Consider the following 25,635-nt stretch of genomic DNA (forward strand, 5'->3'; position numbering starts at 1 on the left):
TACGCTGAATTTGCCTCAATAACCCTGGAAAAATCCGAGTCTCAGGCCAGCTCGCCCTTAACCAGAGGCACAAAGCGCACGGCTTCCACGGTATCGATAATAAACTCGCCGCCGCGTCGACGAACGCGCTTTAAAAGCTGCTGCTCATCGCCGACGGGCAAAACTAGAATGCCGCCCTCGTCCAGCTGCGAGAGAAGTGCAGCGGGAATTTCAGGTGGCGCGGCCGTGACTATTATGGCGTCAAACGGGGCGCGAGCCTGCCAACCCTGCCATCCATCGCCGTGGCGTGTCGATACATTATGTAAATCAAGCTGTTTCAGGCGACGGCGCGCCTGCCACTGCAAGCCTTTAATCCGTTCCACGGAACAGACATGGTGCACAAGGTGGGCCAGGATCGCGGTCTGATACCCTGAACCGGTGCCAATTTCCAGCACCCGGGAGTCTGGCGTTAACTCCAGAAGCTCCGTCATACGCGCCACCATGTAAGGCTGCGAAATCGTCTGGCCTTGCCCGATGGGCAGCGCCACGTTTTCCCACGCTTTGTGTTCAAACGCCTCATCTACAAACTTCTCACGGGGAACCTGGGCAAGCGCATCCAGCACCTGCTCGTTGGCGATCCCCTGTGCGCGTAATTGTTCCAGAAGAGTTTGTACACGTTTACTTACCATTGCGCGTTCACTCCGACCCGATCTAACCAGTCCGACACCACATCATGCGCGCTATAAGCGGTTAAATCTACGTGCAACGGCGTAACGGAAACGTAACCCTCATCCACCGCAGCGAAGTCGGTGTCTGGCCCGGCATCGCATTTATCTCCCGGCGGGCCGATCCAGTACAGGGTATTGCCGCGCGGATCCTGCTGGGGAATAACCTGATCGGCCGGATGGCGACTGCCGCAGCGCGTCACGCGGATCCCTTTAATCTCGTCCAGCGGGAGATCCGGCACGTTAATATTGAGGATACGTCCGGTACGCAGCGGCTCGCGGCCAAGCGCACGGAGAATAGAGCAGGTTACCGCGGCGGCAGTGTCATAGTGGGTGTGGCCGTTTAACGAGACCGCCAGCGCCGGGAACCCCAGGTGACGCCCCTCCATCGCCGCGGCCACGGTGCCGGAGTAAATCACATCATCGCCAAGATTCGGCCCGGCATTGATGCCGGAGACCACAACATCCGGCCGCGGGCGCATCAGCGCATTTACGCCCAGAAACACGCAATCGGTCGGCGTCCCCATCTGGACGGCAATATCGCCATTCTCAAAGGTAAAGGTGCGAAGTGAAGACTCCAGCGTCAATGAGTTAGACGCGCCACTGCGGTTACGATCGGGAGCCACGACCTGCACATCCGCAAATTCGCGGAGGTGTTTCGCCAGCGTCTGAATACCTGGCGCATGGATCCCGTCATCGTTACTCAGCAATATTCGCATAATCACCCGACGTGTTGATAAGTTCCCTGACAACACTGGTGGCAAAGCTACCTGCCGGCAGCCAGAAGCGTAACTCGACGGTTACGTCATCCCACCAGTTCCAGCTCAGCTGTTGCGGGTAGAGGAGCATCGCACGGCGCGCCGCCTCGACTTTTTCCCGCACCAGCAATGATTGTAATTCTGGCGCATCCGCCACCGCTGACTGCTCAGCGGCCAGCGCCTCGCCCTGGGTTCCCCAGTCGCCTGAGCCCGGCAAGGCGGCGGTAATCATCAGCGCTTTAGCGTCCACGCGCGACTGGGCATCGGCCATCTCATCGGCCGTTGCCACAAACCAGCTTCCGCGTCCCGCTAATTGTAGCGCATCGCCGACAACAACTTGATTGGCGTCCGGTTTTTTCAGCCGTTCGCTCACAATCTGATTAAACAACGCACTGCGGGCTGCCGACAACCAAAAACTGCGTTTATTCCTGTCGCGCACCGGCGCGCTGCTTTGCGCCCAGCGCAGCGCGCCCAGCAGGTTGCTGCCACCAATGCCAAAGCGCTGTGCGCCAAAATAGTTTGGCACGCCGCGTTCGGTAATGGCCTTCAGGCGTTTTTCAACGTCATCGCGGTCGGCCACTTCACGCAGCACTAGCGTGAAATCGTTGCCTTTCAACGCTCCCGGACGCAATTTGCGTTTGTGGCGGGCATACTCCAGTACCTTACAGCCCTCAAGCTCAAATTTGCTTAAATCGGGCATGGCATTGCCGGGCACGCGTGCGCAAAGCCACTGTTCGGTCACGGCATGTTTATCTTTTTGACCGGCAAAGCTCACTTCGCGGGCGTGGATTTTGAGGAATTTTGCCAGCGCGTCCGCCACGAAGCGGGTGTTGCAGCCGTTTTTCAGAATGCGCACCAGGATGTGCTCGCCTTCGCCGTCCGGCTCAAAACCCAGATCTTCCACTACCACGAAATCTTCAGGGTTGGCTTTCAGCAGCCCCTTGCCCTGCGGTTTACCGTGCAGATACGTCAGGTTGTCGAAATCCGTCATTTGGCCGCCTTCACCAGCAGCGCCACGGCTTCACAGGCAATGCCTTCGCCACGACCGGTAAAGCCCAGCTTCTCCGTGGTAGTCGCTTTGACATTGACGTCGTCCATATGGCAGCCCAGATCTTCAGCGATAAACACGCGCATCTGAGGGATGTGCGGCAGCATCTTCGGTGCCTGAGCAATGATCGTCACATCAACGTTGCCGAGGGTGTAGCCTTTGGCCTGAATACGACGCCAGGCTTCGCGCAGCAGTTCGCGGCTGTCTGCGCCTTTAAAAGCAGGATCGGTGTCCGGGAACAGTTTGCCAATGTCGCCCAGCGCGGCGGCACCCAGCAGCGCGTCGGTCAGCGCATGCAGCGCCACGTCGCCATCAGAATGCGCCAGCAGACCTTTTTCGTAAGGAATGCGCACGCCGCCGATGATAATTGGGCCAACGCCGCCAAAGGCGTGTACATCAAAACCGTGTCCAATACGCATTATGCCTTCTCCTGAGGGGTCGTACGGGTAAGATAAAATTCCGCGAGCTGTAAGTCTTCCGGGCGCGTCACTTTTATATTATCAGCGCGCCCTTCAACAAGCGTTGGGTGAAAACCGCAATACTCCAGCGCCGAGGCTTCGTCCGTAATGGTCGCACCTTCTTTAAGCGCACGCGTTAAGCAGTCGTGGAGTAATTCGCGGGGAAAAAATTGTGGCGTCAGCGCGTGCCAGAGATCGACGCGCTCGACGGTGTGGGCAATCGCCGGTTTACCCGGTTCGGCACGCTTCATGGTGTCACGCACCGGGGCGGCCAGAATGCCGCCCACGTTACTGGTTTCACTCAGGGCCAGCAGACGTGACAGATCGTCGTGATGCAGACAGGGACGCGCGGCATCGTGCACCAGCACCCACTGCGCGTTCCCGGCAGCCTGAATGCCCGCCAGAACAGAGTCGGCCCGCTCGGCGCCGCCGTCAACAACGGTAATCTGAGGATGATTTGCCAGCGGGAGTTGCGCAAAACGCGCATCGCCGGGGCTGATGGCAATAACCACGCGTTTCACCCGGGCATGCGCCAGCAGCGCTGCCACGGCGTGCTCGAGGATCGTTTTATCGCCAATTGAGAGGTACTGCTTAGGACATTCTGTCTGCATGCGCCGGCCAAAACCTGCGGCCGGCACCACGGCACAGACGTCCGAAAAAGTTGCTGCCATGTCGTAATCCTGGGCCTGATTATCGATTGTTTTGTGCGGAGCCCTGATTGCGTTTAGACGCATCCGGAACCAGGCGATAAAACGTTTCGCCCGGCTTAGTCATACTGAGTTCATTGCGTGCGCGTTCCTCAATCGCCTCCTGGCCGCCATTGAGGTCATCAATTTCAGCAAAAAGTTGATCGTTACGCGCTTTAAGTTTGGCGTTTGTAGCCTGCTGTGCCGCGACGTCATCGCTCACCCGGCTGTAGTCGTGCAGTCCGTTTTTGCCGAACCACAGCGAATATTGCAGCCAGACCAGCAAAGCCAGCAACAGCAGCGTTAGTTTACCCATCCTGCCCCCTGAAAAAACGGCATCATCATCCCATAACTTTCCGCTGGACTCTACTGCGGGGTTTTAATTATGCCGTAAGTTAGCCCATCAGCCATAAAAACAGCAGGCCAAAGATAACCACAACGGTGGCGATAGTGATGAACGTACTATACAGGAGCTTGCCGTTGAAAAGGGAGTGCAGCGCCACGCCCACAACCACCGCAACGGGCATCAGCGCCAGGAAGAAAGGCCAGGTGTAGAGGAAGAAAAAGAGGGTGTTACCACCATAGATCAAAAACGGGATACCCAGCGCCAGTAACCACGACGCGAAGCCGACTATCGCCCCAGGGAAGGACCAGGTCGTCTCGTCGTCGGTCGTTAACGGTTCCGACCCGGTGGTAATCATGTAGTTTTCACTGTTGCGCATAGCTAATCCTGTGACCGTGACTCATCGCTCGGGAAGACAGCTCCCGAACGATACCGTCTCAGGATCTGATAATATCGTCCCGTCTGAGCAGGTCTAATAATTGGCTTACTAAATTTGTTACCAATTGTTGGCCTTCCAGATGAATCTCAGGGGATTCAGGCGCTTCGTAAACCGAGTCAATGCCGGTGAAGTTTCGCAGCTCTCCCGCGCGGGCTTTTTTGTACAGCCCTTTTGGATCGCGCGCTTCGCAGATTGCCAGCGGCGTATCCACAAACACTTCAATAAAGCGATTCTGCCCCACACGCTCGCGCACCATCTGACGTTCGGCGCGGTGCGGTGAGATAAACGCCGTCAGCACCACCAGCCCGGCATCCGCCATCAGGCTGGCGACCTCTCCTACCCGACGAATGTTCTCTTTACGGTCTTCATCGCTGAACCCTAAATCGCTGCACAGGCCGTGACGCACGTTGTCGCCGTCCAGCAGGTAGGTGCTCACCCCTTGCTGATGCAGCGCCTCTTCCAGCGCGCCTGCCACCGTGGATTTACCGGAGCCAGACAGCCCGGTAAACCACAGCACAACCCCACGGTGACCGTGGAGCTGTTCGCGCTGGGCGACGGTGACCGGATGAGGATGCCAGACGACGTTCTCATCATGGGCAGCCATTACTTGCCTCCCAGCAGATCGCGTGCGCCCCAGTGCGGGAAGTGCTTACGCACCAGCGCGTTAAGCTCCAGCTCAAACGCGCTGAACTCAGAGGCCACGGCAGCCTGCGCGTTTGGCTCACGCACCATCCCGGCACCGACGGTGACGTTCGTCAGGCGGTCGATAAAGATCAGCCCGCCCGTCACCGGGTTCTGCTGATACGGATCCAGCACCAGCGGCTCGTCGAAGGTCAGGTCCACCAGACCGATGCCGTTCAGCGGCAGCTCGCTCACGTCACGGTGGGTCAGGTTGTTGATGTCCACCTGGAACTGAATGCCGTCCACGCGGGCGCGGGTTTTCTTGCCGGCGATTTTAATGTCATAGCTCTGGCCTGCGGTCAGCGGCTGTTCCGCCATCCACACCACGTCCACGGATGCGCCCTGCACCGCCGCCAGCGTTTCCTGCGCGTCGACCAGCAGGTCGCCGCGGCTGATATCAATTTCGTCTTTCAGTACCAGGGTTACCGCTTCACCTGCCCCGGCTTCGTCCAGATCGCCATCAAAGGTGACGATTCGGGCAATGGCCGATTCCACGCCGGACGGCAGCACCTTGACGCGCTGGCCCACCTTCACTGCGCCGGAGGCAATCGTGCCCGAGAAGCCGCGGAAATCGAGGTTCGGACGGTTCACGTACTGCACCGGGAAGCGCATCGGCTGGGTATCGACCACGCGCTGAATTTCAACGGTTTCCAGCACTTCCAGCAGCGTCGGGCCACTGTACCACGGCATGTTCGCGCTCTGAGAGGCGACGTTATCCCCTTCCAGCGCCGACAGCGGCACAAAGCGAATATCGAGGTTGCCCGGCAGCTGTTCAGCAAAGGTCAGGTAGCTCTGGCGGATCTCGTCGAAACGCGCTTCGCTGTAGTCCACCAGATCCATTTTGTTCACCGCCACCACCAGATGCTTGATCCCCAGCAGCGTAGAGATAAAGCTGTGACGACGAGTCTGATCCAGCACGCCTTTACGGGCGTCGATCAGCAGGATCGCCAGGTCACAGGTGGACGCGCCGGTCGCCATGTTACGGGTGTACTGCTCGTGCCCCGGGGTGTCGGCGATAATAAATTTGCGCTTTTCGGTAGAGAAGTAGCGATAGGCGACATCAATGGTAATGCCCTGCTCGCGCTCCGCCTGCAAGCCGTCCACCAGCAGCGCCAGGTCGAGTTTTTCGCCCTGGGTGCCGTGGCGTTTACTGTCATTGTGCAGGGAAGAGAGCTGGTCTTCGTAGATCTGGCGCGTGTCATGCAGCAGACGACCAATCAGGGTACTTTTCCCGTCATCGACGCTGCCGCAGGTCAGGAAACGCAGCAGACTTTTGTACTGTTGGGCGTGCAGATAAGCTTCTACGCCGCCTTCATCGGCAATTTGTTGGGCAATAGTCGTATTCATGGCGGCTCCTTAGAAATAACCCTGACGTTTCTTCAGCTCCATGGAGCCTGCCTGGTCGCGGTCAATCACGCGGCCCTGTCGCTCACTGGTGGTCGACACCAGCATCTCCTCGATGATCTCCGGCAGCGTCTGCGCACTGGATTCCACCGCGCCGGTTAACGGCCAGCAGCCGAGGGTGCGGAAACGGACCATCTGTTTTTTGATCACTTCGCCCGGCTGTAAATCAATGCGATCGTCGTCGATCATCATCAGCATGCCGTCGCGCTCCAGCACCGGGCGTTCGGCCGCCAGATACAGCGGAACGATCTCAATATTTTCCAGATAGATGTACTGCCAGATATCCAGCTCGGTCCAGTTGGAGAGCGGGAAGACGCGAATGCTTTCGCCCTTGTTGATCTGGCCGTTGTAGTTGTGCCACAGCTCCGGACGCTGGTTTTTCGGGTCCCAGCGGTGGAAGCGGTCGCGGAAGGAGTAGATACGCTCTTTGGCGCGGGATTTCTCTTCGTCACGGCGCGCGCCGCCGAAGGCCGCATCAAAACCGTATTTATTCAGCGCCTGCTTCAGCCCTTCGGTTTTCATGATGTCGGTATGCTTGGCGCTGCCGTGCACGAACGGGTTGATGCCCATCGCCACCCCTTCCGGGTTTTTGTGCACCAGCAGCTCGCAGCCGTAGGCTTTGGCGGTACGGTCACGAAACTCGTACATCTCGCGGAATTTCCAGCCGGTATCCACGTGTAACAGCGGGAACGGCAGCGTACCCGGATAAAACGCTTTACGCGCCAGGTGCAGCATGACGCTGGAATCTTTACCGATGGAGTACATCATCACCGGGTTAGAAAACTCGGCGGCCACTTCGCGGATAATGTGGATACTTTCCGCTTCGAGCTGCCGCAGGTGAGTAAGTCGTTTTTGGTCCATAACCGTTCCTTAAGCCAAATTTATAACAGAAGCGCCAAAGCCTTCTGTGTCGGTTGTGTGTTGGAACCAGGCGAGCGTGCTGTGCAGCTGCACCACTTCTCCCACCACGATCAGGGCGGGCATTGGGGCGTCTTTCGCCAGGGTTGCAAGGTCTTGTAAGGTGCCGATGGCGACATGCTGATCGACGCGTGTCCCGCGGGAGATCACCGCTACCGGCGTCGTCGCATCGCGACCGTGCTGAATAAGCTGTTCGCTGATGTCTGCCGCTTTCATCGTGCCCATATAAATCGCCAGCGTTTGTCGGCTCTGGGCGAGATGTGACCAGTCAAACGGCGTGCTGTCGGCTTTATAGTGGCCGGTCACAAAGGTCACGCTCTGGGCGTAATCGCGATGGGTCAGCGGAATACCGGCGTAGGCCGTGACGGCAGACGCCGCCGTAATGCCGGGGACCACCTGGAACGGGACGCCCGCTTCGGCTGCCGCCTGCAACTCCTCGCCACCACGACCGAAGATAAACGGGTCGCCCCCTTTCAGGCGCACCACGGTCTTGCCCGCTTTCGCAGCGGCAATCAGCATCTGGTTGGTGTCGTGCTGGGGCACGGAGTGCTCGCCGGCACGTTTGCCGACGCAAATTTGCTCCGCGTCACGGCGGATCAGCTCGCGAATACCGTCGGTGACAAGGTGGTCATAGAACACGATATCCGCATCCTGAAGAACCTGGAGGCCACGCAGAGTGAGCAGCCCGGCATCGCCCGACCCGGCGCCCACCAGAATGATCTCTCCGCCCGTACTGCCGGGGTTATCCAGTTCGTCTTCGAGAATTTGTTGCGCCGCCGTCTCGTTACCGGCCTGCATCAGGCTGGCAAAGCGGCCGCGAAACACACGCTCCCAGAAGCGACGGCGTTCCGTCACGCTGGTCAGACGCGTTTTCAAATGGTTGCGCCAGTAGCTGGCCTTCTCCGCCATGCGTCCGAGGCTGGTCGGCAGCAGCGCTTCGATTTTTTCTCTCAGCACGCGCGCCAGCACCGGGGCGGTGCCGCCGGAGGAGATCGCCACCAGCAGCGGCGAGCGGTCGACAATCGACGGGAAGATAAATGAACATAACGGCTGGTCGTCTACCACGTTCACCAGACGGTGACGGGCCTGAGCTGCGTCGGAGATGCGGCGGTTGAGCGGCCGATCTTCGGTTGCCGCAATCACCAGCACCACGCTGTCGATCTGAGACTCTTCAAAATCCGCCTCTGCAACAATCTGCACCTGCGCCCCGGCGCGTTGCAGGAAGGCGATTTTGCGATCGGCAATTTCACCCGTCCCGACAACCAGTACCGGTCGGTCTTTTAAGGCAGCAAAAAGGGGGAGATAGTCCACAGGCAACAACTCACTAACAACCACGAATAAACGGACTATAGGGGGCGGCTTAGATCGAATGAAATTACGAATTGGAATGAGTAGTTACTCAATGGAATAACGCCGTGGAAAAGCAAATATCAAAAAGTGCTTAACACGCGAAATTTCGGGCATTTAGGAGCAATTCAAATTGTGTCTACCCGATCACAGTTTCATACTATGCGGGTTAAAATTTTGCTCTGTTTTTAAGGACTCTCTATGTTTTCCGCAATGCGCCACCGATTCGTTGCCCTGGCGCTCGGCGTTTGCTTTATCCTTCCGGCTCAGGCAAAAAATCAATCTTACGGTGAAATAGCCAGTATGCAGGCGCGGCATATTGCGACGGTCTTTCCGGGCCGTATGACCGGAACCCCAGCCGAGATGCTCTCGGCAGACTATATTCGTCAGCAGTTTGCGGATATGGGCTATGAGAGCGACATTCGCGCTTTCCACAGCCGCTACATCTATACCACACGCAATAAAACGCAGAACTGGCATAACGTAACCGGCAGCACGGTCATTGCGGCGCACGAAGGAAAGGCGGCTGAGCAGATTATTATTATGGCGCACCTTGATACCTACACGCCGTTGAGCGACGCCGATGTCGATAATAACCTCGGCGGGCTGACGCTTCAGGGACTGGATGACAATGCGGCGGGGCTGGGCGTGATGCTTGAGCTGGCCGAACGCCTGAAGAATATTCCGACGAAATACAGCATTCGCTTTGTTGCGACCAGCGGCGAAGAAGAAGGAAAACTCGGCGCTGAGAATCTCCTTAAGCGCATGAGCGCTGAGGAGAAGAAAAATACGTTGCTGGTGATTAACCTCGATAATCTGATCGTGGGGGATAAGCTCTATTTTAATAGCGGACAGAGCACGCCGAGCAGCGTACGTAAACTCACCCGCGACCGCGCGCTGGCGCTTGCCCGCACGCATGGCGTCTATGCCGCGACAAATCCGGGCGGTAACCCGCAGTATCCTAAAGGCACAGGCTGCTGTAATGACGGTGAAGTGTTTGATAAGGCGGGCATTCCGGTGCTGTACGTCGAGGCGACGAACTGGGCGCTGGGCAAAAAAGATGGCTATCAGCAGCGCAGCAAATCGAAAGCCTTTCCGGACGGGACCAGCTGGCATGATGTGCGGCTGGATAATCAGCAGCACATTGATAAAGCGCTGCCGCAGCGGATTGAGCACCGCAGCCGGGATGTCGTGAAGGTGATGCTGCCGCTGGTGAAGGAGCTGGCGAAAGCGGGGAAAGCCTGATGTCGTTAAGCCCGGTGGCGGCTACGCCTTACCGGGCCTACGTTTCGTGCCGTTGTAGACCCGGTAAGGCGTAGCCGCCACCGGGCGAAAAAACATTACCCTTCGTGCAGCCCGCACTCGCGCTTCAGCCCAAAGAATCGCGTCTCTTCTTCCGCCATTCCCGGTTCCCATTTACGCGTGGTATGGGTGTCGCCTACCGACAGGTAGCCTTGATCCCACAGCGGATGGTACTTCAGCCCGTGCTTTTGCAGATACTGGTACACCGTGCGGTTATCCCAGTCGATGATCGGCAGCACTTTGAACACGCCGCGCTGCACCGCCAGCACCGGCAGCGTTGCCCGGCTCCCGGACTGCTCGCGGCGCAGGCCCGCGAACCAGGTCTGAGCGTTCAACTCTTTCAGCGCCCGGTTCATCGGCTCGACCTTGTTGATCTCATTGTATTTCTCAATGCCCTCAACGCCCTGTTCCCACAGCTTGCCGTAGCGCGCCTCCTGCCAGGCCGCGCTTTCCGTCGCGCGGTAAACTTTGAGGTTAAGCTTGAGCTTGTCCGTCAGCTCGTCAATAAACTGGTAGGTCTCCGGGAACAGATAGCCGGTATCGGTGAGGATCACCGGAATGTCCGGGCGGATCCGATTCACCAGGTGCAGGCTGACCGCCGCCTGGATGCCAAAGCTTGACGACAGCACATAGTCACCCGGCAGGTTTTCCAGCGCCCACGCCACGCGCCCTTCGGCGTCGAGTTTTTCCAGCTGGGCGTTGGTTTCTGCCAGGGCCAGAATGCGTTCGACTTTTGGCAGGTCATTAAGGGCGTTAAGATCGAGTACGGACATAAGAACCTCGTTTGCCTGTTTTGCCGGGCGGCACTGCGTTTGCCCGGCCTACAAAACCCGTAGGCCCGGTAAGCGAAGCGCCACCGGGCAAAGGATGCGTTACTCCCAGAAATCCCTGGCGGGATCGAGCACCGGGCGAATGATGCCCGCACGCACCGTAAAGTCGCCGAAGCCTTCACCCGCTTCGCGCTCTTTCGCCCAGCGCCCGACAAGCTCGTCGATGGAATCAAGAATTTCCGGTTCCGTAATATTTTCACGGTACATACGCGGAATGCGCGTCCCCATACGGTTGCCGCCAAGGTGCACGTTGTAACGACCCGGCGCTTTGCCCACCAGACCCAGCTCGGCCAGCATCGCGCGACCGCAGCCGTTCGGGCAGCCGGTGACGCGCATAACAATATGCTCGTCCGGAATACCGTGTTTTTCCAGAATCGCTTCCACTTTATCAGTGAAGGACGGCAGGAAACGTTCCGCTTCGGCCATCGCCAGCGGGCAGGTCGGGAACGACACGCAGGCCATCGAGTTTTCACGCTGCGGTTTAACCGCATTCATCAACCCATGATCGCGCGCCAGCTTCTCGATCTTCGCCTTCTGGCTTTCCGGCACGCCGGCAATAATCAGGTTCTGGTTGGCGGTAATGCGGAACTCGCCTTTATGGATCTTAGCAATTTCCAGCAGACCGGTTTTCAGCGGGCGGCCCGGATAATCCAGAATACGACCGTTTTCAATAAACAGCGTCAGGTGCCATTTATTATCGATACCTTTCACCCAGCCAATGCGATCGCCGCGACCGGTGAATTCGTAAGGGCGGATCGGCTCAAACTTGATCCCCGCGCGACGCTCCACTTCTTCTTTGAACGTCTCGACGCCTACACGCTCCAGGGTGTATTTGGTTTTCGCGTTTTTACGGTCGGTACGGTTGCCCCAGTCGCGCTGGGTAGTAACCACCGCCTCAGCCACGGCCAGCGTGTGCTCCAGCGGCAGGAAGCCGAACTCGCTCGCGGTGCGGGCGTAGGTTTTCTTGTTCCCATGCTCGATGGACAAACCGCCGCCCACCAGCAGGTTAAAGCCGACCAGCTTGCCATTTTCGGCAATCGCCACGAAGTTCATGTCGTTGGCGTGCAGGTCGATATCGTTCTGCGGCGGGATAACCACCGTGGTCTTGAATTTGCGCGGCAGGTAGGTCTGACCGAGGATCGGCTCTTCGTCCGTGGTCGCGACTTTCTCCTGATCGAGCCAGATCTCCGCATAGGCACGCGTGCGTGGCAGCAGGTGCTCGGAGATCTTCTTCGCCCACTCGTACGCTTCGGCGTGCAGCTCGGACTCATACGGGTTCGAGGTGCAAAGCACGTTACGGTTCATGTCGTTGGCGGTCGCCAGCGCGTCCAGCCCCACGGAGTGCAGCATCTGGTGCACCGGCTTGACGTTTTTCTTCAGAATGCCGTGGAACTGGAAGGTCTGACGGTTAGTCAGACGGATGCTGCCGTAAATCGTGTTTTCACCGGCAAACTTGTCGATCGCCTGCCACTGTTTGGTGGTGATGATGCCACCCGGCAGGCGGCAGCGCAGCAGCATCGCATGACGCGGCTCCAGCTTCTGTTCGGCACGTTCGGCGCGGATATCGCGGTCGTCCTGCTGGTACATACCGTGGAAACGGATCAGCAGGAAGTTGTCGCCTTTGAAACCGCCGGTCAGGCCGTCATTTAAATCTTCGGCAATGGTACCGCGCAGGTAGTTGCTCTCTACCTTCATGCGCTCGGCATCAGACAGTTTGCCTTCGACCACCAGTGGGCCAGGATGTTTTTCGCTCATTAGTAGACATCTCGCTGATAACGGCGCTCTACGCGCAGCTCACTTAAAAATTCATCCGCCGTTTCGGCATCCATACCGCCGAATTCGGCAATCACTTCCAGCAGTGCCTGCTCAACGTCTTTCGCCATGCGATTGGCGTCGCCGCAGACATAAATGTGGGCGCCGTCATTGATCCAGCGCCACAGCTCTGCGCCCTGTTCGCGCAGTTTGTCTTGTACGTATACTTTTTCTTTCTGATCGCGGGACCAGGCCAGATCGATGCGGGTCAGCACGCCCTCTTTGACGTAGCGCTGCCATTCAACCTGGTAGAGGAAATCTTCAGTAAAATGCGGGTTGCCGAAGAACAGCCAGTTTTTACCCGGCGCCTCGTCCGCTGCACGCTGCTGCATAAAGGCGCGGAACGGTGCGATGCCGGTGCCCGGGCCAATCATGATCACCGGCGTTTCCGGGTTCGCCGGCAGGCGGAAGTTGTCGTTGTGTTCGATAAAGACGCGCACCTCGCCCTCTTCTTCCACGCGGTCGGCCAGGAAGCCCGACGCCCCGCCCGCCCGCGCGCGGCCTTCGATGTCGTAACGCACCACGCCAACGGTGATGTGGACTTCGTTTTCCACTTCCGCCTGTGAAGAGGCGATGGAGTAAAGACGCGGCGTCAGCGGACGCAGCAGGCCGATCAGCGCGTCGGCATCCAGCTGTGCCGGGGAGAAACGCACCATGTCGACAATCGGCGTCGTCGCGGCGTAATGCTGTAACTTCGTCTTGTCCCCCACCAGCGGCAGAAGGGACTCGCTGCGCGTTAAGGTGGCGAAGTTTTCAACGATGTTGGCGGTGTTCACCGTCAGCTCGAAATGCCACTGAAGCGCCTCAGAGAGCGGTAAGGTTTTACCTTCCACCTGGACCGGCTCCGTGCCTTTCAGCCACAGCAGCTCGACCAGCTCTTTCACCAGCGCCGGATCGTTCTGATACCAGACGCCCAGCGCATCGCCAGGCTGATAACGCAGGCCGGAGTCACCGAGATCGATTTCGATATGGCGCACGTCTTTTTCCGAATCACGGCCCGTGATTTTCTGGTTTACCGACAGGCTCGCCGTCAGCGGCGCCTCTTTCGTGTAAGGGCTGGTGTGGATTTCGTTGACGGTGCCCGCTGCGGTAACGGCGGCTTGCGCTGGCGTCTCTTTCGGGACGCGGGCCTTCAGCACCTCAACGATGCGCGTCCGCCATTCGGCGGCGGCGGCCTGGTATTCGACATCAGCGTCTACGCGATCCAGCAGGCGCTCTGCACCCAGCTCCGCCAGCTTGCTGTCGAAGTCTTTACCGGACTGGCAGAAAAATTCATAGGACGTATCACCGAGGCCGAAGACGGCAAAGGCGGTGCCCTCCAGCCTGGGCGCTTTTTTCGAGAACAGGAACTTATGCAGCGCGACGGCTTCTTCCGCAGGCTCACCTTCCCCCTGCGTTGACGCCACCACCACCAGCAGTTTTTCTGACGCGATCTGTTTGAATTTATAATCCCCGGCGTTGACCAGGTTAACGTTCAGCTTCGCGGCGAGCAGGTCATCACGCAGCGCTTCGGCCACACGACGGGCATTACCCGTTTGCGAAGCGGAGATAAGCGTGATGGCAGGAATTTCAACGGCCGTTGGCGGGACGCCAGCCACAGCACCCGGCTGCTGATTGAGCATTCCCCAGAAATAGCCGGAGACCCAGGCGAGCTGGGTGGGTGAAAAATCGGAAGTCGCGGCCTGGAGGCGCGCCAGTTGCTCCGGGTTAAGGGGAAGCAAATTTGAAGGTGGGGCCTGTGTTGTCATGCGTCGTTATGTTCCAGTAGCAAAGCGGACTTTAAGCGAATAAATCCAAACTGAAGATAAGGTTAACGGCGGGGATAATAACAATTAAAGAAGGGATGGAAATAATAAATAACCAAATGGACTAACCTGTTTTAGTTATCGTTCTTAACGATAAAAGCGATTAAATAACTTTTTGAAATAAAACAATAAAGGCCGATAAACACCATGAATACGAGGCGGTGACCGTTCAGAGCCGTTTTAGTTAATGATAAAAATTGTGCTTTCCGGTACTATGCGGCGGTTTTTTCCGCATTCCTGAGAGCTATGATGTCCACCACACTGTTTAAAGATTTCACCTTCGAAGCCGCACACCACCTTCCACACGTTCCTGCCGGACACAAATGTGGCCGCCTGCATGGACACTCGTTTATGGTGCGTCTTGAAATCACCGGTGAAGTCGATCCCCATACGGGCTGGATCATGGACTTTGCCGAACTGAAGGCTGCGTTTAAGCCGACCTACGATCGTCTCGATCACTACTATCTGAATGATATTCCGGGCCTTGAAAACCCGACCAGCGAAGTGCTGGCGAAATGGATTTGGGATCAGATGAAACCGCTGGTCCCGCTGCTGAGCGCAGTGATGATCAAAGAGACCTGCACGGCAGGCTGCGTCTACCGCGGGGAGTGAATCTCCTCCGTTGCGGCCTCACGAGGCACGAGCGGCGTAAACTCGTAGAGCACCAGCGCATTACTCTCCAGTGATTCACTCAGTTGCCAGCCGTCATAAAGGCGTTCATCGCGTACGGAAAGCGTTGGACGCGCTTTATGCGCTATCCAGCGCCACATCTCTTCATCAGGGCCGCTTTCGCTGCCAACCCCTTCAAGTAACGGATAGAGCGCGCCGTTGTGCTGATCAAACAGATGACATTTAATTCGCCATTTACCGCACATTCCCTTCAGGTGTAAATGATACTGCTGGCGAAAACGCTGGATGAATGCTTCTTCACTGGAAAGCAGCGGATTAAAAACCACCACATTACGCAGCAACAGCTGATAACCATTGAGATGGCGCGTAAGCAGGACACGCTTATCATTGACCAGCACCTCGCCCCGCAGACGTTGCCAGAGCCAGAGTACCCAATAAACCGGACGCGGCAGACCATGGTTATACTGTAGCGCCAGGCTTGAGGTATCGATGGTGTTGTTTGCACGGGCTTCTCCCTGAAGGCCCGAATTGAGCCAGAATCCCGCCAGCCAGACCTGCTCCGAAAGTCCGAGCAGGTTCTGCATCAGCAACGCCCCACGAAAAAACCAGCCGTTTGTCGCCCGCGTGTTGCCGGTGAGGGTATTCCAGGAGAGAAGCCAGACGGGAAGCGAACATTTACGCAAGCGAAGGGCAGCGAGGATCTGGCGGACCTTCAGTATCGGATAATTTTCCGTTGAGGAGAGAGGGGTTGCCCCCAGTTGCGCGGGATCGAGAAGCTCATTGGCATCGGCCGAACAGGCAAGAAAATCGGCCTGCATCAGGATGGCTGAACTGAACAGGGTATCGTCGCTTACGCCCGCGCTGACGGGGGCAAATCGGTGCCATAAACCAAACTTTGCCTGCGGAAGATAAGTTCGTATTGCCTTTTGCTGGGCCAGCCAGACCTGCTCCCGGGTCTCCTCACTTGCCTGTGTTGACCAGTGCATGACGAAGTGCCAGCCCGCGGTGATCTCTGGCGAAAAATGATTAACCGACTGTTGTAAAAAACGGGTCAGAAGATCGCGACGGGTCGTTACGCCGGTGTGCAGTAGCACCGTCCACTGCTTTTTTGCCAGCCAGGTGAAGAGCTGATGCAGATTGTACCAGCAGGCGTAGCCCGCCATCTGGGGGTCATCCCACCCGGTGGCAAACAGACGACTGCTGAGAAAAGGTTCGGCGATATCAATCCCCTCAATGGGAATGGCCTCATTTATCGCCTCCAGATTTTGTCGAACGTCCTCACGCAGCAAATCGTCGAGCTCACGCAGGGTAATGACCACCCGCATACGGCGCAGCGAGGCAGAAAGAGGATTAAGCTGCTCAAGATCCAGGCTCTGCTCCTGCTGCGGATGAACGATGAGCGGCGAGGCTCCCCAACCGCGCGCCACCGGTTCATTGAGCAGGCTAAACAGCTTGTCCACGGCGACCGGATAGCGCTGCTCACGCCTGTCCGTCCGAATACGTGCCGCCTCCGGGTGCTGGCGCCGGGCCTTACGAAACTCACCCGGAGACATATTGTGAACACGCCTGAACCGATCGCTCATCATACGCGTGCTGGCGAAACCCTGCTCAAGCGCAATCTGATGCAGCGGTCGGTTCGTCAGCCGGAGAGCGTCGGCCGCCTTTTCCAGCCGCAGGTGGGTGATGTACTGCATGAAACTGATCCCCACCTCCTTGCGAAAGAGACGAGAGAGCCAGGCTTCAGAGACATATTCACTCGCGGCGATTTCCGCAAGCGTAATACGGCGGGAATAACTGGCATTGATCCGCTCTATCACCCGGGCGATGCGTTTGCTGTGCGCTGATGAAAGTTCCCGGGACAGCATACGGGCGGGCTGTTGAAAGCGGCTGGTCAGCAACAGCAATATCTCGCTCAGCCAGCGGTACGCCTCCAGCCGGTAGCGGTGCGGGTCGTTGATGAGGGTGACCACAAGAAGCTGGCGCAGCAGATCGCGAAGCGCATCGCATTGGGGCCAGACGCCTCCGGCTTCTGCCGGTACAGCATAATCATGGGCAAAAAAATCATTGCAGAGCTGGACGACCCAGCGCCCGGAAAGGGTTACGCGCAGGGTGACATTTGCCGTTTCGCTCGTGAACTGCCAGCGCCGATGACGGTTGATGATAGCAAGGGTATTGGCCTCCAGGATGTCACGTCCCACATCGGTGTTCAGCTCTGCCCGCCCTTCCAGCACCCAGAGCAACGTTAGCGTATCGCCTTCATCCTCCACGCAGTGGCGAATGTCCTGAATCTCTATCCAAAATTCATCTCCCCGTTGCGCCATCTTACCCCTCACCAAAGACAAAAAATGACCTGATCTTTTTTGTCATAACTGAATTGTATGAAAAACAATCAAAATAAAGCCGTCGCTTTACAACAAAAAAATGCATTTTCAGGCGGGACGATCGTCATAGACTCGAAATTATCATCGTTTGGCAGAAAAAGGATAACAAAAATGACACATCCAATTATCGAAGCTCTGCGTGGCAACGAAGCCCGGTTCACTGAATTACGTCACTATTTTCATCAGCATCCTGAAATTGGTTTTGAGGAGCACAACACGAGCGATCGCGTTGCAGCTCTGCTTCAGGAATGGGGATATGAGGTTCATCGCGGCCTGGCGAAAACCGGTGTGGTCGGCACACTGAAGGTGGGTAACGGGCATAAACGCCTGGGCCTGCGCGCCGATATGGATGCGCTGCCAATGCAGGAAAACAACGGCAAGGCGTGGAGCAGTACCGTTGAGGGTAAATTCCACGGCTGCGGTCATGACGGCCACACCACAACGCTCCTGTATGCAGCGGAGTACCTGGCACGCACCCGTAATTTTAACGGCACGCTGCACCTTATTTTTCAGCCCGCGGAAGAACTTCTGTATGGCGGACGCGTTATGGTAGAGGACGGTTTGTTTGACCTGTTCCCCTGCGACCACATCTTTGGTCTGCACAATATGCCGTCACAGCCCCTCGGAAAAATTGGTCTGCGCGATGGCGCCATGATGGCCTCTTCCGATACCCTTCATATTGAGGTTAACGGCGTGGGTGGTCATGGCGCGGTGCCAGAACATACCGTTGACGCCACCCTGGTTGCCTGCCATATCACTATCGCGTTGCAGTCGATTGTTTCGCGCAACATTACCCCCTTCCAGCCAGCCGTCGTTACCGTAGGCAGCATTCAGGCCGGGCACGCCCCTAACATTATCAACGACAAAGTATTGATGAAACTTACCGTGCGCACGCTGGATGAAAGCGTGCGGCAAACCGTGCTACAGCGTATCCATGATATCGCCGTTGCACAGGCGGAAAGTTTCAATGCGACGGCCACCATTCGACACATTAACGGCAGCCCGGTGCTGAAAAACAATCCGCAAGCCAACGAGATGGTGCGCAGCGTCGCCACCGATCTGTTCGGTCAGGATGCCGTCGCGGAGGTCAATGCGTTTATGGGCAGCGAGGACTTTGCTTTCATGCTCGAGAAAAATCCCAATGGATGCTATTTCACGCTTGGCGCCGGGGATGAGCCTGACCGCTGCATGGTACATAACCCGGGCTACGACTTTAACGACAACATTCTCCTCACCGGCGCGGCGCTGTGGGCCGCACTGACCGAACACTATCTGCGCTGATTCGCACCTTCCCGGGAGGGCTGCACTATGAGTACCGTTTCCCTGACAGGCGCATCCGCCTACGCCGGTAACGATCGGCTGCTGGCGGGTATCGTCATGAGCGTTCTGACATTCTGGCTGTTTGCCCAGTCGGTTATCAACGTGGTTCCGGCCATGCAGAATAGCCTCGATATTGCCCTCGAAACCCTTACGCTGGCCGTCAGCCTGAGCGCGTTGTTCAGCGGCTGTTTTGTCGTCGCCTGCGGTGGGTTTGCCGATAAGTATGGGCGCATGCGCCTGACCATGATTGGCCTGATCCTGAGCATGATCGGGAGTGGTCTGCTGTTCATTTCATGGGAGCCCGTCCTGTTTCTGTTGGGACGAGCGATACAGGGGCTATCAGCGGCCTGCATTATGCCCGCCACGCTGGCGCTGATTAAAACCTGGTATGAAGGTAAAGCACGCCAGCGCGCAATTAGTTTCTGGGTTATCGGTTCATGGGGCGGGAGTGGCCTGAGCTCGTTTGTGGGAGGCGCCATCGCCACCACGCTGGGCTGGCGCTGGATTTTTATTCTGTCGATGGTGGTGGCTCTGGTCGCGCTATTGCTTATCCGCGCCACGCCGGAAAGCCGCAGCCCTGATGCGTGTCGACACAAACTGGATATCAGCGGCCTGGTGAGTTTTGTCCTTATGCTGGTGCTGTTCAATCTGTTTATCAGCAAAGGACACAGCTGGGGCTGGAGCAGCAGTTTATCGCTTCTTGTACTGTGTGGAGCCGTGATTGCACTGATGTGCTTTATCGTTACCGGGCGGCGGAAAGGCGATGCGGCGCTGATCGATTTCGCCCTGTTTAAAAACCGGGCCTATAGCGCCTCGGTATTCTCAAATTTCCTGCTCAACGGCTGCATTGGCACCATGATGATCGCCAGCATCTGGTTGCAGCAGGGCCATCATCTGTCACCGCTACAGACCGGCATGATGACGCTGGGGTATCTGGTTACCGTACTGGCGATGATCCGGGTGGGTGAAAAACTGCTTCAGCGCTATGGCGCCAGGCTGCCGATGATGACCGGCCCGCTGCTGACCGCAACAGGTATTTCGCTGATTTCATGCACCTTCTTAAGCAAAGAGGTCTACATTGTTACCGTTTTTCTGAGCAATATTTTATTCGGGCTGGGGCTCGGATGTTACGCCACGCCCTCAACGGACACGGCGGTAATGAATGCCCCTGAAAACAAAGTGGGGGTGGCTTCTGGGATCTATAAGATGGGCAGTTCCCTGGGCGGCGCAATGGGGATCGCGGTCACCGCATCGCTGTACGCGCTATGGCTGCCGATGGGAACGGCCAGTGCCGCGCAGTATGCCTTGCTTTTCAACAGTGCGATTTGCCTTGGGTCGGCAGTCGTGACCTGGGCTTTACTGCCAACAACAAAAGCCCCGCGTTAAGCGGGGCCACAAAAGTATCAGGCAATGTTCAGATATTTGTGCGTCTGCATCGACAGGCGCCAGTTGCGGGCGATACAGGTTTCAATGCACAGACGGGTCGCATCGTCTTTCTGGCTGATAGGCTGTAGCGCGATCACGCGCTGCTTTTCGTCCGTCAGCGTCGCCAGCAGTTCATCCAGCGCTTCGATGTCACGCACGCGCCCCACCGGATGTTTGATCTCATCAGCTCGCTCAAGCGCCTGCGACAGTACGTCATACCCGCCGCGCATATTCACTTTTGGTGAAACCGTGACCCACGTTGAATGGGAGCAGCGCACTTCATGGGTGCCGCTGGTTTCGATCTGACAGCTATAGCCGTTCTTCTCGAGCAGTTCGGTGAGCGGCATCAGATCGTGAATGCAGGGTTCCCCGCCGGTGATCACCACGTGCCGCGCCGTCCAGCCCTGACGACCAATAATGGCAAGCAGATCTTCTGCGCTACCCGCGCCCCATTTATCGCTCTCTTTGGTTTTCGCCAGAATGCTGAACAGCGATACTTCCCGATCTGCGAGCTTATCCCACGTATGTTTGGTATCACACCAGGCGCAGCCAACCGGGCATCCCTGTAAACGAATAAAGATAGCGGGAACGCCGGTAAAGTAACCCTCGCCTTGCAGGGTCTGGAACATCTCGTTAATCGGGTACTGCATAGTCAACTCTGTTAAAGGGATAAACGATAAGTATCGCAGATCCCCGTCAGATGATCATGCTCCATCGGTGCTTTGCGCGCCAATTGCCGCCATAAACCGTTCCGTAATTTGCTGTGGTCGGGTGATCGCCCCGCCGACGACAACCGTGTGCGCCCCCAGCGCCAGACACCTGGCCGCGCGTTCAGGCGTATCCACGTTACCTTCAGCAATCACGGGGATCGTGACGGCAGACAGCACCTCTTTCAAAAACGCGCAGTCATTTTCCGGTAGCGAATGGCCCGCAGTCTCCGCCGTATAACCGTAAAGGGTGGTTCCGACGCAATCAAACCCCAGCGCCTGCGCGGCCACGGCCTCCTGCACGGTGGCAATATCCGCCATCAGCAGCAGCGAAGGGTAACGGGTGCGGATCTGCGCGATCAGCATGTCCAGCGATCCGCCACCGGGCCGTTTCCGGGCGGTCGCATCCAGCGCAACGATCTCCGGGCCGACCGCCATCAACTCATCCACTTCTTTGAGCGTTGCGGTGATGAACACCTCGCTGTCCGGATAGTCTCGTTTGATGATGCCGATTACCGGCAGTGAGACCAGCCCTTTGATAGCCTCAATATCCACCACGCTATTGGCGCGGATCGCAGCGGCACCGCCCTGGGCCGCCGCCAGCGCCATTCGCGACATAATAAACGGGCTGTGCAGCGGTTCGTTTTCCAGCGCCTGGCAGGAGACGACCAGTTTTCCTTTCAGGTTATCCAGTACAGTTTTCATTACGATAAGATCTCTTCTACTTCGTTTTTGATAATGGTGACGTGCGGTCCATAGATGACCTGGACACCGTTGCCGCGGACGATTACGCCGCGGGCGCCGGTCGCTTTCAGTGCAGATTCATTGACTTTGCTACCGTCTTTCACCGTGACGCGAAGGCGCGTGGCGCAGCAGTCAACGTCATCCAGATTGTCTTTTCCTCCCAGCCCGGCGATCACCGCCGCGGCGCGCTCGCTTTGCGGCAGGGTAGCCTCGTCAGCCAACGCCTCCTTTTCACGGCCCGGCGTGGCAAAATCAAAACGTTTGATCAGATAGCGGAAGGTACAGTAGTAAAGGAAGAACCACGGTACGCCCACCAGCGGGACGAACATCCAGTTAGTTTTCGCTTCCCCCTGCAAAATGCCGAACAGCACGAAATCAATAAACCCGCCGGAGAATGTTTGTCCGATGGTGATGTGCAGCATGTGCGCGAGCATGAACGCCAGCCCGTCAAACAGCGCATGAATGACGTACAGCACCGGGGCAATAAACAGGAATGAGAACTCTATGGGCTCGGTAATTCCCGTCAGGAATGAGGTTAACGCCGCAGAGAGCAGCAGCCCGGCAACCCGCTTTTTGTTCTCCGGCCTGGCCGTGTGGTACATCGCAAGGCAGGCGCCGAGCAGACCAAACATCATGGTAATAAAGCGCCCGGACATGAAGCGCGACGTACCCTCATAGAAATGCTGCGTGTTCGGGTCGGCGAGCTGGGCGAAGAAGATCCGCTGCGTGCCCTCAACCAGGTGACCGTTAACAATTTCACTGCCGCCAAGCGCGGTGGTCCAGAACGGAAGATAGAAGATGTGGTGCAAACCAAACGGGCCAAGCATGCGCAGGATGAAGCCGTACAGCAACGTCCCCAGATAGCCGGTGGCATCCACCAGCCCGCCGAGGCCAAAGATCAGCTTCTGAAAATTCGGCCAGACCACGGTCATCAGCGCGCCGACGAGTATCGCCGCCAGTGAGCTGATAATGGGAACGAAGCGTGAGCCGCCAAAAAAGCCCAGGAATTGCGGAAGCGCGATTTTATTAAACCGATGATGCAGTGCGCAGGTCACCAGCCCAATAACTACCCCACCAAACACGCCCGTTTCAAGCGTCTGAATACCCAGCGTCATGCCCTGCCCTACGGCGCCCGGGTTCTCATGCGCCAGTTTTCCGGTCAGGATCAGCAGCGCATTGATAGTGGCATTCATCACCAGATAAGCGAGCAACGCCGCCAGCCCTGCCGTGCCTTTATCATTTTTCGCCAGCCCAACGGCGACCCCAACAGCAAACAGTACCGACAGGTTTGCAAACACAATCGAGCCTGCGCTGCTCATGATGGTAAAGATGGCCTGTAGCCAGCCAACGTCTAAAAATGGATACGCAGTAAGCGTATTTGGATTCGATAGCGCCCCGCCGATCCCCAGCAACAGACCTGCTGCGGGCAGTATGGCGATGGGTAACATAAAGGATTTGCCGAAGCGCTGCGCTTTTTCAAACCATCCGCCGGAAGACGTTCCGCTGAACATTTGCATCATTTTTTTATCCCCCTGGTTATTGATGAAAATTTTTACCATATATATTTTTAATTGTGAAAATTACCACCAAAAACCAGGACACCGATCATACTTTTTCGAAATGACTGGCATCTCTCCCCCGCTTTCCGCCACACTAGTTGGCAGAGAAACGCATTAAGGATCTAGCATGTCGGACCATGAAAACCTGCTGCTGAAGCTACGCCAGGAGGCTTCCGGGTACAGCCCAACGCAACAAAAACTGGGGGAGTTTGTCCTCAACGATCCTGCCAGAGTGCTCTACCTGACGATCACCGAGCTGGCGCGTGAAAGCGGCACCAGCGAGGCCAGCGTCACACGCCTTTGCCGCACGCTGGGCTGTAAGGGATATAACGAATTTAAAATGGCGCTTGCGCTGGATATTCAGCAGGGTTTGCCGGAGCGTCAGGCAGGAGATGCAATAGATAACGTGGTGGATGAGTCTGTCCAGGCGCTGCAAGATACCGCAAAACTCCTCGACCGGGCCCAGCTTGAACAGGCGACACTGGCCCTGCATCAGGCGCAGTCAGTGCAAATTTACGGAGTGGCGGCCAGCGCGATTCTGGGGGAGTATTTGCATTACAAGCTGCTGCGACTCGGCAAACCTGCACAGCTGTTTAGCGATATGCATCGCGCCGCCATGAATGCGACGACGCTCTCGAAAGAGACGCTGGTGGTGGCCATCTCAAGTTCCGGCTCTACACGGGATCTGCTTCACGTGGTGAAACTCGCCCGCAAGAGGGGCGTTAAGGTACTGGCACTCAGCAATACGCCTCGCAGCCCGCTGGCCTCCCTGAGCGATTTACAGCTGGTTGCAGCCAAACCCGAGGGACCGCTGAGCGCGGGTGCGCTCAACGCCAAGGTTGGCGTGATGCTACTGGTTGAACTGCTAACCACTTCCCTTATTGCAGTAGACAGCCATTACGGTGACGTTAGCCAGCAAACGGCAAGCGCCACGTTGCCGCTTCTGCTATAGAAAACAAAAAACCCGCCGAAGCGGGTTTTTTCATAAGAACGAAGGTTCAGGCTTATGCCTGGCCTTTGATCTCTTTACGACCGTTGTAAGGTGCTTTTTCGCCCAGCGCTTCTTCGATACGAATCAGCTGGTTGTATTTAGCAACACGGTCAGAACGGCTCATAGAACCGGTTTTGATCTGGCCAGCAGCGGTACCAACAGCCAGGTCAGCGATGGTAGCATCTTCAGTTTCGCCAGAACGGTGAGAGATAACCGCGGTGTAGCCAGCGTCTTTCGCCATTTTGATCGCAGCCAGCGTTTCGGTCAGAGAACCGATCTGGTTGAATTTGATCAGGATGGAGTTAACGATGCCTTTCTCGATGCCTTCTTTCAGGATCTTGGTGTTGGTTACGAACAGATCGTCACCAACCAGCTGGATTTTGTCGCCCAGTACTTTGGTCTGGTATGCGAAACCATCCCAGTCAGACTCGTCCAGACCGTCTTCGATAGAAACGATTGGGTACTGTTTGGTCAGGTCTTCCAGGAAGTGAGTGAACTCTTCAGAGGTGAACGCTTTGTTGCCTTCGCCAGCCAGAACGTATTTACCGTCTTTGTAGAATTCAGATGCTGCGCAGTCCATCGCCAGGGTGATGTCTTTGCCCAGCTCGTAGCCTGCTGCTTTAACCGCTTCAGCGATAACAGCCAGTGCTTCTGCGTTAGAACCCAGGTTTGGCGCGTAGCCGCCTTCGTCACCAACAGCCGTGTTCATGCCTTTAGCTTTCAGAACTTTAGCCAGGTTGTGGAACACTTCAGAACCCATACGTACCGCTTCTTTCAGGGTCTTCGCGCCAACTGGCTGAATCATGAATTCCTGAATATCAACGTTGTTGTCTGCGTGCTCACCACCGTTGATGATGTTCATCATTGGTACAGGCATGGAGTATTTGCCTGGGGTGCCGTTCAGTTCAGCGATGTGCTCGAACAGTGGCATGCCTTTAGCTGCCGCTGCCGCTTTGGCGTTCGCCAGGGAAACGGCCAGGATTGCGTTCGCACCGAAGTTAGATTTGTTTTCAGTACCGTCCAGATCGATCATGATCTTGTCGATGCCAGCCTGATCTTTAGCATCTTTGCCAACGATAGCCTGAGCAATAGGACCGTTAACAGCGCCAACCGCTTTCAGTACGCCTTTGCCCATGAAACGGGATTTGTCGCCATCACGCAGTTCCAGCGCTTCGCGGGAACCTGTAGAAGCACCTGATGGAGCCGCTGCCATACCGACGAAACCACCTTCCAGATGAACTTCAGCTTCAACGGTCGGGTTACCACGGGAGTCGATGATTTCACGACCGATGACTTTAACGATTTTGGACATTAGATTTTCCTCAGTACAAGTTAAACTAAAA

General features: G+C 56.8%; 24 protein-coding genes. 5 read left to right on the forward strand and 19 right to left on the reverse strand.

The features are described from left to right. Positions 1-41 precede the first annotated feature (41 nt). From IMQ56_RS08630 to cysG, 11 genes are all read right to left on the reverse strand, one after another. Positions 42-668 carry a protein-L-isoaspartate(D-aspartate) O-methyltransferase gene (locus IMQ56_RS08630; RefSeq protein ID WP_015571709.1) on the reverse strand — a complete coding sequence of 209 codons (627 nt, stop codon included), beginning with the start codon at positions 666-668 and terminating at the stop codon, positions 42-44. Further along, complete coding sequence (surE, locus tag IMQ56_RS08635; protein ID WP_017382816.1) at positions 662-1,423, reverse strand: 5'/3'-nucleotidase SurE; 762 nt, start codon at positions 1,421-1,423, stop codon at positions 662-664. The genes IMQ56_RS08630 and surE overlap by 7 nt, the downstream gene beginning before the upstream one ends. Further along, complete coding sequence (truD, locus tag IMQ56_RS08640) at positions 1,404-2,453, reverse strand: tRNA pseudouridine(13) synthase TruD (RefSeq protein ID WP_039269910.1); 1,050 nt, start codon at positions 2,451-2,453, stop codon at positions 1,404-1,406. The genes surE and truD overlap by 20 nt, the downstream gene beginning before the upstream one ends. After that, the gene (gene ispF, locus IMQ56_RS08645) at positions 2,450-2,929 is read right to left on the reverse strand and encodes a 2-C-methyl-D-erythritol 2,4-cyclodiphosphate synthase (protein ID WP_003862097.1); all 480 of its coding nucleotides are present in this window, start codon (positions 2,927-2,929) and stop codon (positions 2,450-2,452) included. Before ispF ends, truD begins: the two co-directional genes overlap by 4 nt. After that, positions 2,929-3,639 (reverse strand): 2-C-methyl-D-erythritol 4-phosphate cytidylyltransferase, encoded by a 711-nt coding sequence (gene ispD / locus IMQ56_RS08650; protein WP_017692759.1) that lies wholly within the window; start codon positions 3,637-3,639, stop codon positions 2,929-2,931. Before ispD ends, ispF begins: the two co-directional genes overlap by 1 nt. Before the next feature lie 19 nt (positions 3,640-3,658). After that, positions 3,659-3,970 (reverse strand): cell division protein FtsB, encoded by a 312-nt coding sequence (gene ftsB / locus IMQ56_RS08655; RefSeq protein WP_003862095.1) that lies wholly within the window; start codon positions 3,968-3,970, stop codon positions 3,659-3,661. 79 nt (positions 3,971-4,049) lie between these two features. Then, entirely contained in the window at positions 4,050-4,376 is a 327-nt protein-coding gene (locus tag IMQ56_RS08660) for a DUF3561 family protein (RefSeq protein WP_032649313.1), read from the reverse strand. Positions 4,377-4,434: 58 nt separating this feature from the next. Then, entirely contained in the window at positions 4,435-5,040 is a 606-nt protein-coding gene (gene cysC / locus IMQ56_RS08665) for an adenylyl-sulfate kinase (RefSeq protein ID WP_015571713.1), read from the reverse strand. Next, positions 5,040-6,464 carry a sulfate adenylyltransferase subunit CysN gene (gene cysN, locus IMQ56_RS08670; protein ID WP_047738387.1) on the reverse strand — a complete coding sequence of 475 codons (1,425 nt, stop codon included), beginning with the start codon at positions 6,462-6,464 and terminating at the stop codon, positions 5,040-5,042. The genes cysC and cysN overlap by 1 nt, the downstream gene beginning before the upstream one ends. A gap of 9 nt (positions 6,465-6,473) precedes the next feature. Further along, complete coding sequence (gene cysD / locus IMQ56_RS08675; RefSeq protein WP_006811770.1) at positions 6,474-7,382, reverse strand: sulfate adenylyltransferase subunit CysD; 909 nt, start codon at positions 7,380-7,382, stop codon at positions 6,474-6,476. Between the two features lie 9 nt (positions 7,383-7,391). Next, the gene (gene cysG / locus IMQ56_RS08680) at positions 7,392-8,750 is read right to left on the reverse strand and encodes a siroheme synthase CysG (protein WP_196063852.1); all 1,359 of its coding nucleotides are present in this window, start codon (positions 8,748-8,750) and stop codon (positions 7,392-7,394) included. 237 nt (positions 8,751-8,987) lie between these two features. Between cysG and IMQ56_RS08685 the strand changes: the two genes are divergently transcribed. Further along, positions 8,988-10,031, forward strand: a complete 1,044-nt coding sequence (locus tag IMQ56_RS08685) for an aminopeptidase (protein WP_015571715.1) — start codon at positions 8,988-8,990, stop codon at positions 10,029-10,031. Positions 10,032-10,126: 95 nt separating this feature from the next. Here IMQ56_RS08685 and cysH read toward each other — a convergent pair whose 3' ends face one another. The 3 genes from cysH to cysJ form a co-directional block, all read right to left on the reverse strand. After that, complete coding sequence (gene cysH / locus IMQ56_RS08690; protein ID WP_017382820.1) at positions 10,127-10,861, reverse strand: phosphoadenosine phosphosulfate reductase; 735 nt, start codon at positions 10,859-10,861, stop codon at positions 10,127-10,129. A 99-nt stretch (positions 10,862-10,960) separates the two neighbouring features. Then, positions 10,961-12,673, reverse strand: coding sequence for an assimilatory sulfite reductase (NADPH) hemoprotein subunit (gene cysI / locus IMQ56_RS08695; protein WP_015571717.1), 1,713 nt, complete (start codon positions 12,671-12,673; stop codon positions 10,961-10,963). Further along, positions 12,673-14,478, reverse strand: coding sequence for an NADPH-dependent assimilatory sulfite reductase flavoprotein subunit (cysJ, locus tag IMQ56_RS08700; protein WP_032654820.1), 1,806 nt, complete (start codon positions 14,476-14,478; stop codon positions 12,673-12,675). Before cysJ ends, cysI begins: the two co-directional genes overlap by 1 nt. 303 nt (positions 14,479-14,781) lie before the next feature. Between cysJ and queD the strand changes: the two genes are divergently transcribed. Continuing rightward, on the forward strand, positions 14,782-15,147 hold the full coding sequence (gene queD / locus IMQ56_RS08705; protein WP_006811776.1) for a 6-carboxytetrahydropterin synthase QueD: 366 nt from the start codon (positions 14,782-14,784) through the stop codon (positions 15,145-15,147). Here queD and IMQ56_RS08710 read toward each other — a convergent pair. After that, a complete protein-coding gene (locus tag IMQ56_RS08710) occupies positions 15,132-17,486 on the reverse strand; it encodes a helix-turn-helix domain-containing protein (protein WP_032654822.1) in 2,355 nt (784 codons plus the stop codon). The genes queD and IMQ56_RS08710 overlap by 16 nt on opposite strands. 171 nt (positions 17,487-17,657) lie before the next feature. On the opposite strand from IMQ56_RS08710, the gene IMQ56_RS08715 reads away from it, so the two are divergent. Continuing rightward, a complete protein-coding gene (locus IMQ56_RS08715) occupies positions 17,658-18,827 on the forward strand; it encodes a M20 aminoacylase family protein (RefSeq protein WP_023304334.1) in 1,170 nt (389 codons plus the stop codon). Positions 18,828-18,854: 27 nt separating this feature from the next. Continuing rightward, complete coding sequence (locus tag IMQ56_RS08720; protein WP_045331240.1) at positions 18,855-20,252, forward strand: MFS transporter; 1,398 nt, start codon at positions 18,855-18,857, stop codon at positions 20,250-20,252. Positions 20,253-20,269: 17 nt separating this feature from the next. On the opposite strand, the gene queE is transcribed toward IMQ56_RS08720, so the two are convergent. Genes queE through IMQ56_RS08735 form a run of 3 tightly spaced genes read right to left on the reverse strand, consistent with a single transcriptional unit; the run spans position 20,270 to position 23,262 of the window. Continuing rightward, the gene (gene queE / locus IMQ56_RS08725; protein ID WP_006811780.1) at positions 20,270-20,941 is read right to left on the reverse strand and encodes a 7-carboxy-7-deazaguanine synthase QueE; all 672 of its coding nucleotides are present in this window, start codon (positions 20,939-20,941) and stop codon (positions 20,270-20,272) included. A 54-nt stretch (positions 20,942-20,995) separates the two neighbouring features. Then, positions 20,996-21,703 (reverse strand): N-acetylmannosamine-6-phosphate 2-epimerase, encoded by a 708-nt coding sequence (locus IMQ56_RS08730; protein ID WP_017692753.1) that lies wholly within the window; start codon positions 21,701-21,703, stop codon positions 20,996-20,998. After that, complete coding sequence (locus IMQ56_RS08735; protein WP_047732549.1) at positions 21,703-23,262, reverse strand: maltose/glucose-specific PTS transporter subunit IIC; 1,560 nt, start codon at positions 23,260-23,262, stop codon at positions 21,703-21,705. Before IMQ56_RS08735 ends, IMQ56_RS08730 begins: the two co-directional genes overlap by 1 nt. A 166-nt stretch (positions 23,263-23,428) precedes the next feature. On the opposite strand from IMQ56_RS08735, the gene IMQ56_RS08740 reads away from it, so the two are divergent. Further along, complete coding sequence (locus IMQ56_RS08740) at positions 23,429-24,253, forward strand: MurR/RpiR family transcriptional regulator (RefSeq protein WP_015571725.1); 825 nt, start codon at positions 23,429-23,431, stop codon at positions 24,251-24,253. Between the two features lie 52 nt (positions 24,254-24,305). On the opposite strand, the gene eno is transcribed toward IMQ56_RS08740, so the two are convergent. Next, on the reverse strand, positions 24,306-25,604 hold the full coding sequence (gene eno / locus IMQ56_RS08745) for a phosphopyruvate hydratase (RefSeq protein ID WP_006811784.1): 1,299 nt from the start codon (positions 25,602-25,604) through the stop codon (positions 24,306-24,308). Between the last annotated feature and the right edge of the window lie 31 nt (positions 25,605-25,635).

The organism is Enterobacter sp. Res13-Sevr-PEC09-46 (assembly GCF_015672585.1).
In the GTDB taxonomy this organism is placed as follows: Bacteria; Pseudomonadota; Gammaproteobacteria; order Enterobacterales; family Enterobacteriaceae; genus Enterobacter; species Enterobacter hormaechei_C.

What these genes read in the sequence shown, in the direction of transcription:
- IMQ56_RS08630 (WP_015571709.1), bottom strand. Translation starts at nt 668, where the DNA reads ATGGTAAGTAAACGTGTACAAACTCTTCTGGAACAATTACGCGCACAG.
- surE (WP_017382816.1), bottom strand. Translation starts at nt 1,423, where the DNA reads ATGCGAATATTGCTGAGTAACGATGACGGGATCCATGCGCCAGGTATT.
- truD (WP_039269910.1), bottom strand. Translation starts at nt 2,453, where the DNA reads ATGACGGATTTCGACAACCTGACGTATCTGCACGGTAAACCGCAGGGC.
- ispF (WP_003862097.1), bottom strand. Translation starts at nt 2,929, where the DNA reads ATGCGTATTGGACACGGTTTTGATGTACACGCCTTTGGCGGCGTTGGC.
- ispD (WP_017692759.1), bottom strand. Translation starts at nt 3,639, where the DNA reads ATGGCAGCAACTTTTTCGGACGTCTGTGCCGTGGTGCCGGCCGCAGGT.
- ftsB (WP_003862095.1), bottom strand. Translation starts at nt 3,970, where the DNA reads ATGGGTAAACTAACGCTGCTGTTGCTGGCTTTGCTGGTCTGGCTGCAA.
- IMQ56_RS08660 (WP_032649313.1), bottom strand. Translation starts at nt 4,376, where the DNA reads ATGCGCAACAGTGAAAACTACATGATTACCACCGGGTCGGAACCGTTA.
- cysC (WP_015571713.1), bottom strand. Translation starts at nt 5,040, where the DNA reads ATGGCTGCCCATGATGAGAACGTCGTCTGGCATCCTCATCCGGTCACC.
- cysN (WP_047738387.1), bottom strand. Translation starts at nt 6,464, where the DNA reads ATGAATACGACTATTGCCCAACAAATTGCCGATGAAGGCGGCGTAGAA.
- cysD (WP_006811770.1), bottom strand. Translation starts at nt 7,382, where the DNA reads ATGGACCAAAAACGACTTACTCACCTGCGGCAGCTCGAAGCGGAAAGT.
- IMQ56_RS08685 (WP_015571715.1), top strand. Translation starts at nt 8,988, where the DNA reads ATGTTTTCCGCAATGCGCCACCGATTCGTTGCCCTGGCGCTCGGCGTT.
- cysH (WP_017382820.1), bottom strand. Translation starts at nt 10,861, where the DNA reads ATGTCCGTACTCGATCTTAACGCCCTTAATGACCTGCCAAAAGTCGAA.
- cysI (WP_015571717.1), bottom strand. Translation starts at nt 12,673, where the DNA reads ATGAGCGAAAAACATCCTGGCCCACTGGTGGTCGAAGGCAAACTGTCT.
- cysJ (WP_032654820.1), bottom strand. Translation starts at nt 14,478, where the DNA reads ATGACAACACAGGCCCCACCTTCAAATTTGCTTCCCCTTAACCCGGAG.
- queD (WP_006811776.1), top strand. Translation starts at nt 14,782, where the DNA reads ATGATGTCCACCACACTGTTTAAAGATTTCACCTTCGAAGCCGCACAC.
- IMQ56_RS08710 (WP_032654822.1), bottom strand. Translation starts at nt 17,486, where the DNA reads ATGGCGCAACGGGGAGATGAATTTTGGATAGAGATTCAGGACATTCGC.
- IMQ56_RS08715 (WP_023304334.1), top strand. Translation starts at nt 17,658, where the DNA reads ATGACACATCCAATTATCGAAGCTCTGCGTGGCAACGAAGCCCGGTTC.
- IMQ56_RS08720 (WP_045331240.1), top strand. Translation starts at nt 18,855, where the DNA reads ATGAGTACCGTTTCCCTGACAGGCGCATCCGCCTACGCCGGTAACGAT.
- queE (WP_006811780.1), bottom strand. Translation starts at nt 20,941, where the DNA reads ATGCAGTACCCGATTAACGAGATGTTCCAGACCCTGCAAGGCGAGGGT.
- IMQ56_RS08730 (WP_017692753.1), bottom strand. Translation starts at nt 21,703, where the DNA reads ATGAAAACTGTACTGGATAACCTGAAAGGAAAACTGGTCGTCTCCTGC.
- IMQ56_RS08735 (WP_047732549.1), bottom strand. Translation starts at nt 23,262, where the DNA reads ATGATGCAAATGTTCAGCGGAACGTCTTCCGGCGGATGGTTTGAAAAA.
- IMQ56_RS08740 (WP_015571725.1), top strand. Translation starts at nt 23,429, where the DNA reads ATGTCGGACCATGAAAACCTGCTGCTGAAGCTACGCCAGGAGGCTTCC.
- eno (WP_006811784.1), bottom strand. Translation starts at nt 25,604, where the DNA reads ATGTCCAAAATCGTTAAAGTCATCGGTCGTGAAATCATCGACTCCCGT.